Origin of the sequence: Flavobacterium soyae, assembly GCF_045348165.1 — a bacterium.
GTDB classification, from domain to species: domain Bacteria; phylum Bacteroidota; class Bacteroidia; order Flavobacteriales; family Flavobacteriaceae; genus Flavobacterium; species Flavobacterium soyae.
In genome coordinates this window covers 2,062,670-2,077,281 of the sequence record NZ_CP150845.1, presented here as the reverse complement: position 1 = coordinate 2,077,281, position 14,612 = coordinate 2,062,670, and the positions used below count along the sequence as shown (strand labels likewise).

General features: G+C 33.9%; 11 protein-coding genes. 4 read left to right on the top strand and 7 right to left on the bottom strand.

Annotated elements, in window-relative coordinates:
- Window positions 1-2: 2 nt before the first annotated feature.
- From gldN (AABD74_RS09125) to topA, 7 genes are all read right to left on the bottom strand, one after another.
- Window positions 3-992 (bottom strand): gliding motility protein GldN, encoded by a 990-nt coding sequence (gldN, locus tag AABD74_RS09125; RefSeq protein WP_232683202.1) that lies wholly within the window; start codon window positions 990-992, stop codon window positions 3-5.
- 345 nt (window positions 993-1,337) lie between these two features.
- Entirely contained in the window at window positions 1,338-2,327 is a 990-nt protein-coding gene (gldN, locus tag AABD74_RS09120) for a gliding motility protein GldN (protein WP_232683195.1), read from the bottom strand.
- 44 nt (window positions 2,328-2,371) lie between these two features.
- Complete coding sequence (gene gldM / locus AABD74_RS09115; protein WP_232683197.1) at window positions 2,372-3,913, bottom strand: gliding motility protein GldM; 1,542 nt, start codon at window positions 3,911-3,913, stop codon at window positions 2,372-2,374.
- A 52-nt stretch (window positions 3,914-3,965) separates the two neighbouring features.
- Entirely contained in the window at window positions 3,966-4,610 is a 645-nt protein-coding gene (gene gldL, locus AABD74_RS09110) for a gliding motility protein GldL (RefSeq protein WP_232683198.1), read from the bottom strand.
- A gap of 71 nt (window positions 4,611-4,681) precedes the next feature.
- Window positions 4,682-6,085 (bottom strand): gliding motility lipoprotein GldK, encoded by a 1,404-nt coding sequence (gene gldK / locus AABD74_RS09105; protein ID WP_232683199.1) that lies wholly within the window; start codon window positions 6,083-6,085, stop codon window positions 4,682-4,684.
- A 263-nt stretch (window positions 6,086-6,348) separates the two neighbouring features.
- Window positions 6,349-7,500 (bottom strand): formimidoylglutamase, encoded by a 1,152-nt coding sequence (locus AABD74_RS09100; RefSeq protein ID WP_232683200.1) that lies wholly within the window; start codon window positions 7,498-7,500, stop codon window positions 6,349-6,351.
- A 3-nt stretch (window positions 7,501-7,503) separates the two neighbouring features.
- The gene (gene topA / locus AABD74_RS09095) at window positions 7,504-10,017 is read right to left on the bottom strand and encodes a type I DNA topoisomerase (protein WP_406845307.1); all 2,514 of its coding nucleotides are present in this window, start codon (window positions 10,015-10,017) and stop codon (window positions 7,504-7,506) included.
- A gap of 689 nt (window positions 10,018-10,706) precedes the next feature.
- Between topA and miaB the strand changes: the two genes are divergently transcribed.
- The 4 genes from miaB to AABD74_RS09075 all read left to right on the top strand — a co-directional run bounded on the left by miaB (window position 10,707) and on the right by AABD74_RS09075 (window position 14,606).
- Complete coding sequence (gene miaB / locus AABD74_RS09090) at window positions 10,707-12,152, top strand: tRNA (N6-isopentenyl adenosine(37)-C2)-methylthiotransferase MiaB (protein WP_406845306.1); 1,446 nt, start codon at window positions 10,707-10,709, stop codon at window positions 12,150-12,152.
- 95 nt (window positions 12,153-12,247) lie between these two features.
- Window positions 12,248-12,619 carry a GxxExxY protein gene (locus AABD74_RS09085; protein WP_232681686.1) on the top strand — a complete coding sequence of 124 codons (372 nt, stop codon included), beginning with the start codon at window positions 12,248-12,250 and terminating at the stop codon, window positions 12,617-12,619.
- 120 nt (window positions 12,620-12,739) lie between these two features.
- Window positions 12,740-13,999, top strand: coding sequence for a sigma-54-dependent Fis family transcriptional regulator (locus AABD74_RS09080; RefSeq protein ID WP_232681685.1), 1,260 nt, complete (start codon window positions 12,740-12,742; stop codon window positions 13,997-13,999).
- 100 nt (window positions 14,000-14,099) lie between these two features.
- A complete protein-coding gene (locus tag AABD74_RS09075; protein ID WP_232681684.1) occupies window positions 14,100-14,606 on the top strand; it encodes an LptE family protein in 507 nt (168 codons plus the stop codon).
- The last annotated feature ends 6 nt before the right edge of the window (window positions 14,607-14,612 follow it).

The following is a 14,612-nucleotide window of genomic DNA, read 5'->3' as shown; positions in this document are numbered from 1 at the left end:
TGTTAGTAATTCCACATATCTTCTTCGAAGTTACGGATTTTCTCTTTTACTCTTTCTGATTCTAACAACTGATTTTGTGCATTATCTTTCATGTAATCCTTAATCTCTCGATCTCCATACATATTCTCTTCTTTGTAGATAATTGCATTAAAGCGTCTTGAATTCAAAATTTGGTCAAAAGAAATTGGAAGTGCAGAATTGCTGTCGTTAAACGCTTTTGCTTCATGAAGCACTGTTCGCGCATTAGGGAAGAAAACCCAGAATAGTTCAATATAATCCTTTTCATCACTATTCATCGTATAAACGTCTGGTGTTACAGGGCAAATTCCAAGTAAGCGGTATTTCAATTCACTTTGGCGTTTATCAAAATACCAATATCCTTTTACTTTATATTGCGAAACATCCGCTGCTGTAAGGTCTTGTTTTAAAATATATTCAGCAGGAACTGTTCTTGTTGGGCCAACTGTTTGGTCAACATAAGTAACAACTTTCTTTTTACCCGTACCAGTAACCACTTTTTTCTTCACAACACGTGTTCGATAATCATCAGGATATTGGTTGATAAGTTCTCTACCAGCATCTGTTGTATCAACACGAGTTAATGAACCCTCTATGTCTTTCATAGATTTTTTAGTATTGAAATAACTATCTGTATAAACTTCAGTTATTTTTCCTTGTCTGATTCCTTTCGTTAAAACATCATAAAGTGAACGTCTGTCAGAACCAATATTAACAGTATCTACGGGAAAATACAAAGGAAAGTTGATTTTTTCATTTAAATCAATAATCTCCCAAGTAGTTTTTGCCATTAAAACATCACGATCATCTACATAACCATAAGCTAAAGGTTTATCATTATCTGAGATAAGCTGTGCAGCTGTTTTAAGCCCAATTTGGTCAGCTGTTTTAGCATTCAGTAAATTAGATTGAGCATTAGAAGTTATACCACCCGCTATAAAAACAATAACCATTAAAAAACTTTTCACTTTCATCATAATATTTTTTATAATAAACCTAAACGCAGTTTGCTGAATAATATTGTTATTTTTCTTACAATATTATCAATTTATAGAAATTGTAGTTACAAATTTAGAAATTAATTTCTACAAACCATCAGTTAACATGCTTAAAATCAATTACAAAACACTATAAACGTGAGAATTACAAAATAAAATCGTGAATTACTTAATATCTTTCTCTATTGTTCAATTTTTTTGAAAAATCTGTAATTTATTAAAATTTCATATAAAATAGTATTTAAATACTGCCGGTATGTCCAAAAAAAAACTCTTACTACATTAGCAGTAAGAGTTTTTCTTATAATTTAATTTTAGAACTTAGTAGTTCCACATATCTTGTTCGAAATTACGAATCTTCTCTTTTACTCTTTCAGATTCTAATAACTGATTTTGTGCGTTATCTTTCATGTAATCTTTGATCTCACGATCTTGGTACAAGTTTTCTTCTTTATAGACAATCGCATTAAAACGTCTTGAATTTAAAATTTGATCAAATGAAATTGGAAGAGCTGAATTACTGTCATTGAAAGCTTTTGCTTCATGTAATACTTCACGAGAATTAGGGAAGAAAACCCAGAATAATTCGATATAATCCTTTTCATCACTATTCATTGTGTAAACGTCTGGAGTTACAGGACAAATCCCAAGTAAACGATATTTTAATTCGCTTTGACGTTTATCAAAATACCAGTATCCTTTAATTTTATACTGAGTAACATCTGCAGCAGTAAGATCTTGCTTTAAGATATATTCAGCAGGAACTGATCTAGTAGGCCCAACCGTTTCGTCTACATAAGTAACAACTTTCTTTTTACCAGTACCAGTAACAACTTTTTTCTTAACAACACGTGTTTTATAGTCATCCGGATATTGGTTGATAAGTTCTCTACCAGCATCTGTTGTGTCAATACGAGATAATGCACCTTCGATGTCTTTCATAGATTTTTTAGTATTGAAATAACTATCAGAATACACCTCAGTTATTTTGCCTTTTTTAACGGCTTTCGTCAAGACATCATACAATGAGCGTCTGTCAGAACCAATATTAGCAGTATCTACAGGAAAATATAAAGGAAAATTGATTTTCTCATTTAAGTCAATAATCTCCCAAGTTGTTTTACCCATCAAGATATCTCTATCATCTACATAACCGTAAGCTAAAGGCTTATCATTATCAGAGATAAGTTGCGCAGGAGTTTTAAGCCCAATTTGGGCAGGCGTTTTTGCATTTAGCAAATTTGATTGCGCATTAGAAGCAAAACCTCCAGCGATTAGAACAATAGCTATTAAAAAATTTCTTACTTTCATCGTGGTATTATTATAAGATATTGACTGAAGATTTCAGTACTTAATTATTGTATTTCATAAATTACCGGAGCAGTTCTTGGCAATAAATAACTACCAGCCCCAACAAGTTTAGTTTTAATTTCAGAAATAGTAACCTGATCTCCTTTACCTGCTCTTGAAAGTACTTGTTTACATTGTGCATTTAATCTGTTACCACTAACAACAACTGTAGGCTGTCCGGCAATTTTCATATTAAATCCAACAACATCTAAACCAACTTCAAAATCAAAATCAAGTAATTTAGCACCAATAGTAGCAATCTCTAAGTTAGATTTAGGACCTTTAACAACTCCCATTTCTCCTCTGATTGTTCCTGTTGGTCCAGGAATACCTTTAATTCTGAATGATTTCTTATCAGTAACTTTATCTCCGTTTGGTAATGTTCCTGTTACAGAAATTGTAGCTTCTGTACCTGAACCCGGGTTCATGTTATATTTACCTGGTTTACCCGCTGAAGATAATCCTGGAGCACTCGCAACAATTTTGTTAGCATCAACTCCTGCAAATGATACAGAGATTGGGTTAACAACTCCTCTGTACACTACATTCATTTTATCAGCAGAAATTGTAGCTGAGTTTGGTCTTGGAACTACAACGTAAGTTCCTTTAAATTTAAGTGGAATATTTTTACCGTCTTCTAAGAATGTAAATTGACCATTAATATTTTGCTCACCTACACCTCCAGCAGTTAAAGAGATAACAGCTTGTCCGTTAACAATTTGTCCAGGACCTTGGAATGAAGTTGGTTTTGTGTTTTCGTCATAACGACCTAAAACTACTTTACCAGTAACTTTTTCTCCTTGGAAATAAGCATTTTTATCTAAAACAACAATTGCCTGATAGTTGCTATAAGAAGCAGCAGCAACCGCAGCTTTTCCTAAAGCACTGTTGTAAACATCAGTTTCTGCTTTTTTAACGTCATTCTGCCAAGCTGAAAGTTTAGCAGCTGATGCGATTGCAGGGAAACCTTTAAAGTGGTAAGCTAAGTATTTTTCTTTTATACCTTCTTTGTTTTTTACTTCAGAAACATCAAATTTCTTTTCAACTTCTGCAATAATGTTAGCATACTTTTTATCTGTTCCTAAAGCAGCTTTTAAGTCTGCTTTGTATTTTTGAATTTTAGCGATAATTTCGTTACCTTTTTTAGTGTAACCGTCTCCTGTAAACCAGTCGTCGATATTATCACCTCTATCCATAGCTTCGTATGGTAGTTTTCCAGTTTCTTTTTCAACCTCAAATCCTTTGATAGACTGAGCTTTTAAAGTACCTATATAATCGTAAAATTCTTTTGAGATTCCTTCAACTTTGTGAGCAGTTTCTGCTGCAGTAATGAACTCTCCTTTTGCTTCAGCAGCCTTTTGATCTAAAGATTGCAGTAAGCCTTCGTTTGTTGTAACTGAAGTAGTGTTTGCAGCTTCAAATTTTTCATTCATCAAACCAAAAGCAGAAATTACTTCTTTTGATACGTTCATTGCTAACATCGCGATGAAAACCAGGTACATCAGGTTAATCATCTTCTGTCTAGGGGTTAATTTTCCTCCTGCCATTTTTTTCTAATTAGTTCTTATTAATAATTTTAATATAATAGTTAAAAACTAATTATCCTTTGTTACTCATTGCAGAAAGCATACCACCATATACACTATTTAAAGAAGCAATGTTAGCAGTCATAGACGCCATTTGCTCTTTTAATTTAGATGCGTTATCAGCGATTTCTTTATTAGCTTCAGCATTTCTTGCAGCACTTTCTAATTGTACTTTATATAAACTGTTTAATGATTCCATTTGAGCAGCAGCAACTGATAATTCCTCAGAGTATTTCTTTTGTCCTGCAATAGAATCTACTGTTGGAGAAATTGCTTTAGCAGCTCCTTCGAAGTTTTTGATGCTGTTTCCTAAACTTGCCATTAACTCACCGTCAACTTTAGCTTCTTTTAACATTGCATCTAATTTTTGAGATAATAATCCCTGGGCATCAGTTGTTTCTTCTTTATCAGCTTTCTTTCTAGCTTGTCCGTTAGCTAATTCTGGGTAAACAAGAGTCCAATCTAATTCGTCTTCAACTGGTTCAAAAGCAGATAACGCAAAGATTAATGCCTCAGTCAATAAACCTACTGAAAGCATAACTGTTCCTGTTAATGGTCCAATTTCAAAGTGAGTAATTTTGAATAATGCTCCAACGATTACTACTGCCGCTCCCATACCATAAGCGAAATTCATTGCTTTTTTACTTAATAATGCCATAATAATTTTTTTTAGGTTTTAATTTTAAAATAGATTCGATTTGGTTATTGTATTGATTTAATTATAAATTACTATTTCTTTTTACCGGTTCCATTTCCAGTTACTTGAGTTCCCATGTAATCTTGTACAGTTCTGAAACCAATATAACTTCTTGCAGAATCAGCATATTCGTGGTCACGTGTACTTACTTGTAGGAAGTAAGCAACATCTTTCCAAGATCCTCCGCGAACCACTTTTCTTTGGTTGTTTCCATCAATTACGTTAGGGTTCATTGTAGAAACATACTCGTATGCATTTGGATTGTAAGCAGAATCTGTCCACTCTGAAACGTTTCCTGCCATGTTATATAATCCGTATCCGTTTTGCTCGTAAGATTTTGCTTCAACAGTATATAAAGCTTCATCGGCAGCATAATCTCCTCTGTTAGGCTTAAAGTTTGCCATGAAACATCCTCTGTCACTCTTAGTGTAAGGACCTCCCCAAGGATAAGTACCAGACTCAAGACCGCCTCTTGCTGCATACTCCCATTCTGCTTCTGTTGGAAGTCTGAATGCGTTAACCAGGTCACGTCCTTTTTTCTTAGATTTAATATAGCTGTTTTTGTTTAAAGTTCTCCATGCACAAAATGCTTTAGCTTGTTTCCAAGTTACACCTACTACTGGATAATCTCCATAGGCTTTATGCCAGAAATAATCATTATGCATTGGCTCATTATATGAATACGCGAAATCTTTAATCCAAACTGTAGTATCTGGATACACATTAACTTGTTCAGTTTTAACGAAATCTTTTCTTTTTCCAACTTTAGCTTTTGCAGCAGCCTGAATATCCATCCAAGAATAACGGAATTTCAATTTATTTACATCAATTGTTCTTAAACCATTGTATGATTCTTCAATTGGCAAATACATAGAGTCCATTACTTCAGCATAATATTCGTCTGGATAAGCTTTAGTATCTCTAATTAACTTAATTTTTTTGTTTAGTTTTCTACCAGCATACGGATCGTCTTTTGTACCTACACTATAGTAGTTATCATACATATACTTATCGTAAGCTGTCATTTTATCTGGTTCAGAATCATTAAATGCATAATCAGCGATACTTCCACCTTTAGCACCTTTACCACCAGTACTTTTTTGACCTGTTTCATCAGCCAAAATAGCAAGACGCACTCTCATTGTAGAATCTTTTACCCATTCTACGAATTGACGGTACTCACTGTTAGTAATCTCAGTCTCGTCCATGTAAAATGATCTAACTGTTACTGTTTTAGTTGGAGCATCTTCTACATTGGCTAAATCAGCATCTGATTTACCCATAATAAAAGATCCACCAGGAACTAATGTCATTCCATAAGGCTTCTCGGGATGCCATTTCCCTCCTGTAACACCAACTAATTCACCTTTGTCACCTGACTTACCACAGCCGATTACCAGTGTTAACATTGCTGCAAATGCAATAAACTTCTTCATATAAATTTGGGATTATCTATTCATTATTAAAAGTCCGTAAACGTATTTATTATTTATCTAAAAAACAATACTACTTGCGAAATTTATTTTACCGTTCAAAAATAATGTTAAATAAAATAAAAAAAAAATATTTCATCGATAAACTGATTAAAAAAATCGACGTAAAACGTTAAATTTTACAATATATAAACCTTATCTTACTAAATTTTTTAACATTTTTTTGAAAAACTTGAAAAAATTAAGATTTTCATTAAAATTTTCTTCTACAAAGCGTTTTTTCGTTGTGCTTTCCACCATCTTTCTGGCAATTCTTGATTACAAGCACTCAAATATTCTTCATAAGAACACGGTAATAACGTATTTCTTTTTAGTTTATTGCTGCCGTTTGTTTCAAATGGAATTTCGATCCACCAACGCTCTGTTTTATCACTTTTATAAAACACTAGTTCTTCCTCTTCTAAAGGAACAATATATTTTAAATAATTTGTTCTGCTTCCAAATGGGTATTCTTTTGAACGATAATGATATCCTTCAATAAAATACCATACTATCTGAGCCACAATAGGCGATTCCTGAACAGTACTATTGTGATTAAAGACTCCTAACGAAGATACTTTATCACTAATTCCCGCATATCTTGCCAAAGAACAAATCTCTTTTCCGTTGAAACCATTTGGTTCAAATGAAATTACATTACCTGAATCTGAAGACTTTACCGAATTTAAATCGATACTAACTAAATCAGCATCTCTAAAAACGGGTTCTGCCAACGCTATTTTGTTTGAGATTTCACCTAAACGGTAAGCATCAAAAAACAATTTTTCAATTAAATCAATTTCTTCCTGCGAATTATAGTACGTTTGATATCCTATATTACAGTAATTGAAAAGGTTATTAGGCTCATCAATTATGATTTTTGTTAAGTACGAATTAGCCGAAACTGTTTCATCTTCTTTTCCAAAATCAAATCTGTTATCTACGGCAACCATATTTACCATTTGCTCTAAATCATCGTATGCGCGATATAAAGCGTATGTTAAATCCTGCGAACCTCCCAGGACTATAGGAATGACTTTATTTTTAATTAATGCCGATGTAACTTTTTTTACCGCAAAATAAGTATCCTCTACAGAATCTCCAGCAAGAATATCTCCTAAATCAGCAATTGAAGCATCCCAATTTCCGGGGAACATTCCATAAAGCTTTTTACGAACTGTAGTAAGATTAACTTCATTAACCATGTTAATATTGCGTCGGTCTTCTAAAACCCCAACAATTGCAATGTTAATTTTACTAATATCCGGAAATTGATCCTGAGTATGCAGAACGATTTTACTTCCCAGTTCTTGTGAAGACAATGAACTAATGAATTTTAAAATTCCATCATTTAAAGGCTCTAGAAAATCAAATTCCATTCTTTATTTCTTTTTTGCTGCTGTTTTTGCCGGTGCTTTTTTTGCTGCTGTTGTTTTCTTAGCGGCGGTTTTTTTCGCTGGTGCTTTTTTCTCGATCATTTCCTGAACTTCGGCCAATGTTAGCTTTGCTGCATCAACATCTTTGCTTAGCTCAATTTTGATTTTACCTTTTGTAATAACCGAGCGTCCCCAACGGGCTTTTTCAACCAAAATTCCTTCGTCTTCCCAATTGTGAAGAACTTTATCTATGTTTTTTTGTAATTTATCTTCAATTAACTCCTCAACATCAGCCTGTGATAAATTATCAAAATTGTATTTTTTACTCACATTTACAAAAAGACCATTCCATTTAATGAAAGGACCAAAACGTCCCACACCTTTTTGAACATCTTCTCCTTTGTAAACAGCAATTGGAGCATCTGCAAGAGCTTTTTCATCAATTAATTCCTGAGCTCTTTCTTTGGTGACACTCAAAGGATCTTCTCCTCGAGGTAATGAAATAAACACACTTCCATGACGAACATAAGGACCGTAACGACCATTGCTAACTTCTACTTCTTCTCCTTTATAATCTCCTAAAGTTTTAGGAAGTAAGAATAAATTCAAAGCTTCTTCAAGGGTGATATTTCCAATATTTTGATCTGCCATTAAACTGGCAAATTTTTTATCTTCGTCGTCTGCTTCTCCAATTTGAGCCATTGGCCCAAATTTTCCTAAACGTACAGAAACCTGTCTTCCGTCAGCATCTTTACCAAGAATTCTTTCACCACTTTCGCGTTCAGCATTTGCTTCAACTTCTTTTACATTCGGGTGAAATTTATTGTAAAAATCCTGCATCATGATTGCCCAGTCAATATTTCCTTCGGCAATTTCATCAAAATCCTGCTCTACTTTTGCAGTAAAATTATAATCTAGAATATTTCCGAAGTTCTTAACTAAGAAATCTGTTACGATAGTTCCAATATCTGTTGGAACTAATTTTCCTTTATCAGAACCTGTGTTTTCTTTTAAAACCTTCTCTCCTACTTTACTGTTTTGCAAAGTAAGCTGCGTATATTTACGTTCCTGACCTTCAAGTGTACCTTTTTCAACATAATTTCTGTTGATGATTGTCGAGATTGTTGGTGCATAAGTAGACGGACGTCCAATTCCAAGTTCTTCTAGTTTTTTTACTAAAGATGCCTCAGTATATCTTGAAGGCGGTCTTGAATATCGTTCTGTAGCTGTAATGTAATTATTAGCTAGTTTTTCGTTTACTTTTAATGCCGGAAGCATTCCTTCTTGTTCTTCTTCGTCATCATCGTGACCTTCAAGATATACTTTTAAGAAACCTTCAAAAAGTAAAACCTCTCCCGAAGCTGCAAAAATTTCGCTGTGATTATCAGCTTCAATTTTTACGTTTGTTCTTTCTAATTGTGCATCACTCATTTGCGAAGCCAATGTTCTTTTCCAGATCAAATCATACAAACGAGCCTGATCACGATCAATATTCACAGTATGACGTGACATATCAGTCGGACGAATTGCTTCGTGCGCTTCTTGCGCTCCTTTACTTTTCGTTGCAAAAGTTCTCGGTTTCGAAAACTCTTTTCCGTACGATTTTATGATTTCAGCTTCAGCGGCGTCCATTGCATCTTTTGAAAGATTCACCGAGTCAGTTCTCATATAAGTAATAAGCCCCGCTTCGTACAAACGCTGTGCTAACTGCATTGTGATTCCAACTGGCAAATACAATTTTCTTGCAGCTTCCTGTTGAAGTGTAGAAGTTGTAAAAGGTGCTGTTGGCGATTTTTTGGTAGGTTTAGTTTCTAAATCGGCTACCGTATATTTTGAACCGATGTTTTGATTTAAGAAATCTTCGGCTTCTTTTTTAGTATTGAAATTTTTGGGAAGTTTTGCTTTAAAAGCTTTCCCTGCCTCATTTACAAATTCGGCAACAATTGAATAGGTTGCAACAGCATTGAAACTTTGAATTTCACGTTCTCTCTCCACAATCAAACGAACAGAAACAGACTGTACACGACCAGCAGAAAGTCCGCCTTTGATTTTTCTCCATAAAACCGGAGATAATTCGTAACCCACTAAACGATCCAGAACACGACGTGCCTGTTGTGCGTTTACTAAATTATAATCAATTTCCCTTGGATTGTCGATTGCTTTAAGAATCGCAGATTTGGTAATTTCATGAAAAACAATTCGCTTTGTTTTTTTTGTATCCAGTTTCAGTTCTTCCGCCAAGTGCCATGAAATAGCTTCTCCTTCGCGGTCCTCATCACTTGCTAACCAAACCGTTTCGGCATTTTTAGATAGTGTCTTAAGTTTACTTACCAAGGCCTTTTTATCCGGAGAAACTTCATATTTAGGTTTAAAACCATTCTCTACATCTACCCCTATTTCCTTTGATGGTAAGTCTGCTATGTGACCATAACTTGACTCCACCTGAAAATCGTTCCCAAGAAATTTCTCGATCGTTTTCGCCTTTGCAGGTGATTCCACTATTACTAAATTCTTTGCCATTGCTCTTATTTTCTGCAACAAAAGTATTTATTTTTTTTAAATATTAACCTCGCGATTGAATTTTTGAGGTATTTTGATATTATGAAACTTAAAATTGCAGATTTATCTGTAATATTCTCGATAATATATATAGGTATAAGTTTTACAGGATTATGACCGTCAAATTCTTTTATTTTAGATTGTTGATTTTAGATTTTAGATTTCTCATCAATCTTAATTTATTTCTATTAATATAAAATCTAAGCGCTAAAACTAAAAATTTAACCGCAAAGTTCGCAAAGATTTAATGTAAGCTGAAAATTCAGTGCAAAGTTCACAAAGCCTGAAGAATCATTTTAATCTTTTTAATCTGTGGCTGTTTGAATATTTTAGATTGCTGATTTTAGATTTTAGATTCTATCAATATAAAATCTTCTCCCCTAAATCTAAATTTTAACCGCAAAGTTCACAAGGTTTTTTTATGAGCTGAAAATTCAGTGCAAAGTTCACAAAGCTTGAAGAATCATTTTAATCTTTTTAATCTGTGGCTGTTTGAATATTTTAGATTGCTGATTTTAGATTTTAGATTTTTCACGAATCGATTTTCTTTCTATCAATCTGCAATCTAAAACCTAAAATCTAAAATTTCTCCTCTGCCATCTTGTCATATTGACTGTATTTACGCTATCTTTGCACTTTGAAATTTTACAATGGAAAAGATTATTGAAGAAAGTAAACAGGGCGAAAGTCTTGTTTTAGAAAATAAACCTGAGAATACTAAAAAACTATTTATAGAAAGTTACGGTTGTGCGATGAATTTTTCGGACAGTGAAGTCGTAGCTTCCATTTTATCTGAAGGCGGATATAATACTACTTCGGTTTTAGAAGAAGCTGATTTGGTTTTGGTTAACACGTGTTCAATTCGTGATAAAGCAGAACAAACGATTCGCAAGCGTCTTGAAAAATACAATGCGGTAAAACGTACGAACCCGAAAATGAAAGTAGGGGTTTTGGGTTGTATGGCAGAGCGTTTGAAAAGTCAGTTTTTGGAAGAAGAAAAAATAGTTGATCTTGTTGTTGGCCCTGATGCTTACAAAGATCTTCCGAATTTATTAGCAGAGGTTGAAGAAGGCCGTGACGCCATTAATGTAATTTTATCGAAAGAAGAAACTTACGGAGATATTTCGCCGGTTCGTTTAATGAGTAACGGAATTACTGCTTTGGTTTCCATAACTCGTGGCTGCGATAATATGTGTACGTTTTGCGTTGTGCCTTTTACTCGCGGACGCGAACGCAGTCGTGAACCTCAAAGTATTATGACCGAAATTCAGGATTTATGGAACAAAGGTTTTAAGGAAATTACACTTTTAGGTCAGAATGTTGACAGTTACCTTTGGTACGGCGGCGGTTTGAAAAAGGATTTCGTAAACGCTTCGGATATGCAAAAAGCGACTGCAGTTGATTTTGATCAATTGTTGGAAATGGTTGCTGTTGGATTCCCTAAAATGCGTATTAGATTTTCGACTTCAAATCCACAGGATATGCACGAAAGCATTCTGCATGTTATTGCAAAATATCCAAATATTTGTAAACACATTCACTTACCGGTTCAATCTGGAAGTAACCGAATTTTAAAAGAAATGAATCGTCTGCACACTCGTGAAGAATATATGACTTTGATTGATAAAATCAGGGCGATTGTTCCGGATGCTTCGATTTCGCAGGATATGATTGCCGGTTTCCCAACAGAAACGGAGCAGGATCACCAAGATACGATGAGTTTAATGGAATATGTAAAATATAATTTCGGCTATATGTATTCGTATTCTGAACGCCCAGGAACTTTGGCAGGAAGAAAAATGAAAGATGATGTTGAAGAAGAAACGAAAGCCAGAAGATTACAGGAAATTGTTGATTTACAGCAAAAACATGCCTGGTTTAGAAGCGAAGAATTTGTTGGAAAAACAGTTGAAGTTTTAGTAGAAAAAGTTTCTAAAAAATCAAAAGACGAATTTTCAGGAAGAAATTCTCAAAGTATTACGGTTGTTTTCCCGAAAGAAAATTATAAAATTGGTGATTTTGTAAACGTAAAAATTACAAGCTGTACTAGTGGAACTCTAAAAGGTGAAGCTGTTGGATTAAGCAGCATGAATTAATTTTTTTTTGCCACAGATTAAAAGGATTAAAATGATTTTTTTGAATTAATTTTCTTACTTTATTTATTTTTAGATTTGTGGTAAAATAAATATTCATGCAGCATCATAGAGAAAAAGACACTTACAAGATTATTGGAATTTGTATGGAAGTACACCGAAATCTTGGACCGGGTCTGTTAGAAGTAGTTTACAAAGACGCTTTAGAATTAGAATTTAAAGAAAATAATATTCCTTTTGAAAGAGAAAAGGAATACTCAATCGAATACAAGGGTAAAATTTTACCTCATAAATTTTATGCTGATTTCATTATTAATGAAGATATTGTTTTAGAGGTAAAAGCAATAAAAGAATTTTCAAATGAACATATTGCTCAGATTTTAAATTACATAAAACTATCAGATTCAGAAGTAGGATTGCTTGTAAATTTTCAAACAAAATCTCTTCAATATAAAAGATATATTTTATAATTTAGAATAATCTGTGTTAATCCCTTTAATCTGTGGCAAAATAAAATATAAGCCTAAAGTTTTAAGGTTAAACGCTAAACGTGAAACCTGAAACTAATAAAAACTTGAAACAAAACACAAATGGAAACAGTTCAAGCAATAAAACAACGATTTGAGATTATTGGTAACGACCCCAAATTAAATCGTGCCATAGAAAAAGCCATTCAGGTTGCTCCAACTGATATTTCGGTTATGGTAACTGGGGAAAGTGGTGTTGGTAAAGAAAATATTCCCAGAATTATACATTCGCTTTCACACAGAAAGCATGGTAAATATATTGCCGTAAACTGCGGAGCGATTCCGGAGGGAACTATTGACAGTGAACTTTTTGGACACGAAAAAGGAGCTTTTACCGGAGCTACAAGTACTCGTGAAGGTTATTTTGAAGTAGCCGACGGCGGAACTATCTTTCTTGATGAAGTTGGTGAACTGCCATTAACAACTCAGGTTAGATTGCTGCGTGTTCTTGAAAATGGCGAATTTATAAAAGTAGGTTCGTCTCAGGTTCAAAAAACCAATGTTCGTATTGTAGCGGCAACAAACGTAAACTTGTTTAATGCAATCGAAAAAGGGAAATTCCGTGAAGATTTGTATTATCGTTTAACAACAGTCGAAATTACATTACCGCCTTTGCGTGAGCGAAATGACGATATTCATTTATTGTTTAGAAAATTTGTGGCCGATTTTGCCCATAAATATAAAATGCCTCCATTAAAACTAGACGACGATGCGGTTCAATTACTGCAAAAATTCAGATGGAACGGAAACATTCGTCAGCTTCGAAATGTGGCAGAACAAATTTCGGTTTTAGAAACCAATCGCGATATTTCGGCTTCAACTTTATCTTCTTACCTTCCGTCAGAAGGAAGTAATCTGCCATCTGTAATAAGTGATACGAAAAAAGACAGCGATTTTAGTACCGAAAGAGATATTCTGTACAAAGTGCTTTTTGATATGAGAAGTGACTTAAACGATTTGAAAAAGCTGACTTTGGAATTGATGAAAAACGGCACTTCAAAAATGCAGGATATTAATCCGAATTTGATTCAGAAGATATACGGATCGCAGGAAAATGACAGCGAAATTGATTTTGAAGAAGAACCAAGAACTGCGGTTATGACACCAAACGTTCGGGAAGAAAACTACCAGCAGATTCCGGATGATAATTATTTATTTGCCGAAACTATTGAGGAGGAAGAAATTCTGCGTTTAGAACAAAAAGAAATCGAAATGATCAAAAAGTCATTAGAAAAAAATAAAGGAAAACGAAAAGCAGCAGCAGATGAATTAGGGATTTCTGAAAGGACTTTGTACCGAAAAATTAAACAATTCGATTTGTAATTTTTCCTGTAAAGAAGTTAAAACACAAAAATGTTTTAAACGAATTGAATATCTTTGACCCGAACGTTAGCAAACTGACGGAGTAATCATATAAAATAAAATGAAACACTTAAAATATCTTCTAATTCTTTTAATTGCGGCAACTTTTAGCGGTTGTGGGTTTTACAATTTTACTGGTTCAACGGGGCAAATTGATGCTAAAACTTTTCAGGTTAACTTTTTCCATAATAATGCTGATTTGATAGAACCTGGAATTGACAGAGATTTTACACTTGCATTGCAGGATTTAATCCAAAATCAAACCAATTTAAACTTGGTTAGTAATGGCGGAGATTTGATATATGAAGGAGAAATTGTAGATTACAGAATTACGCCAATGACGGCAACAGCTGATCAGCAAGCGGCGCAAAACCGTTTAACAATACGTATTAATGTAAGGTTTACCAATAAAAAGAAAGAAACTGACGATTTTGAGAAACCTTTTGAATTTTACTATGATTTTGAAGGAAGGGATCTTCCAACTGGATCTGTTTTAAATTCTGCTATCAAAACAATTTACGAAAGAATCACGCAGGATATATTTAATGAATCGCTGGCAAAATGGTAAAATGTT

Coding starts and splice junctions, on each gene's coding strand:
- gldN (WP_232683202.1), bottom strand. CDS start 992: ATGAAAGTGAAAAGTTTTTTAATGGTTATTGTTTTTATAGCGGGTGGT.
- gldN (WP_232683195.1), bottom strand. CDS start 2,327: ATGAAAGTAAGAAATTTTTTAATAGCTATTGTTCTAATCGCTGGAGGT.
- gldM (WP_232683197.1), bottom strand. CDS start 3,913: ATGGCAGGAGGAAAATTAACCCCTAGACAGAAGATGATTAACCTGATG.
- gldL (WP_232683198.1), bottom strand. CDS start 4,610: ATGGCATTATTAAGTAAAAAAGCAATGAATTTCGCTTATGGTATGGGA.
- gldK (WP_232683199.1), bottom strand. CDS start 6,085: ATGAAGAAGTTTATTGCATTTGCAGCAATGTTAACACTGGTAATCGGC.
- AABD74_RS09100 (WP_232683200.1), bottom strand. CDS start 7,500: ATGGAATTTGATTTTCTAGAGCCTTTAAATGATGGAATTTTAAAATTC.
- topA (WP_406845307.1), bottom strand. CDS start 10,017: ATGGCAAAGAATTTAGTAATAGTGGAATCACCTGCAAAGGCGAAAACG.
- miaB (WP_406845306.1), top strand. CDS start 10,707: ATGGAAAAGATTATTGAAGAAAGTAAACAGGGCGAAAGTCTTGTTTTA.
- AABD74_RS09085 (WP_232681686.1), top strand. CDS start 12,248: ATGCAGCATCATAGAGAAAAAGACACTTACAAGATTATTGGAATTTGT.
- AABD74_RS09080 (WP_232681685.1), top strand. CDS start 12,740: ATGGAAACAGTTCAAGCAATAAAACAACGATTTGAGATTATTGGTAAC.
- AABD74_RS09075 (WP_232681684.1), top strand. CDS start 14,100: ATGAAACACTTAAAATATCTTCTAATTCTTTTAATTGCGGCAACTTTT.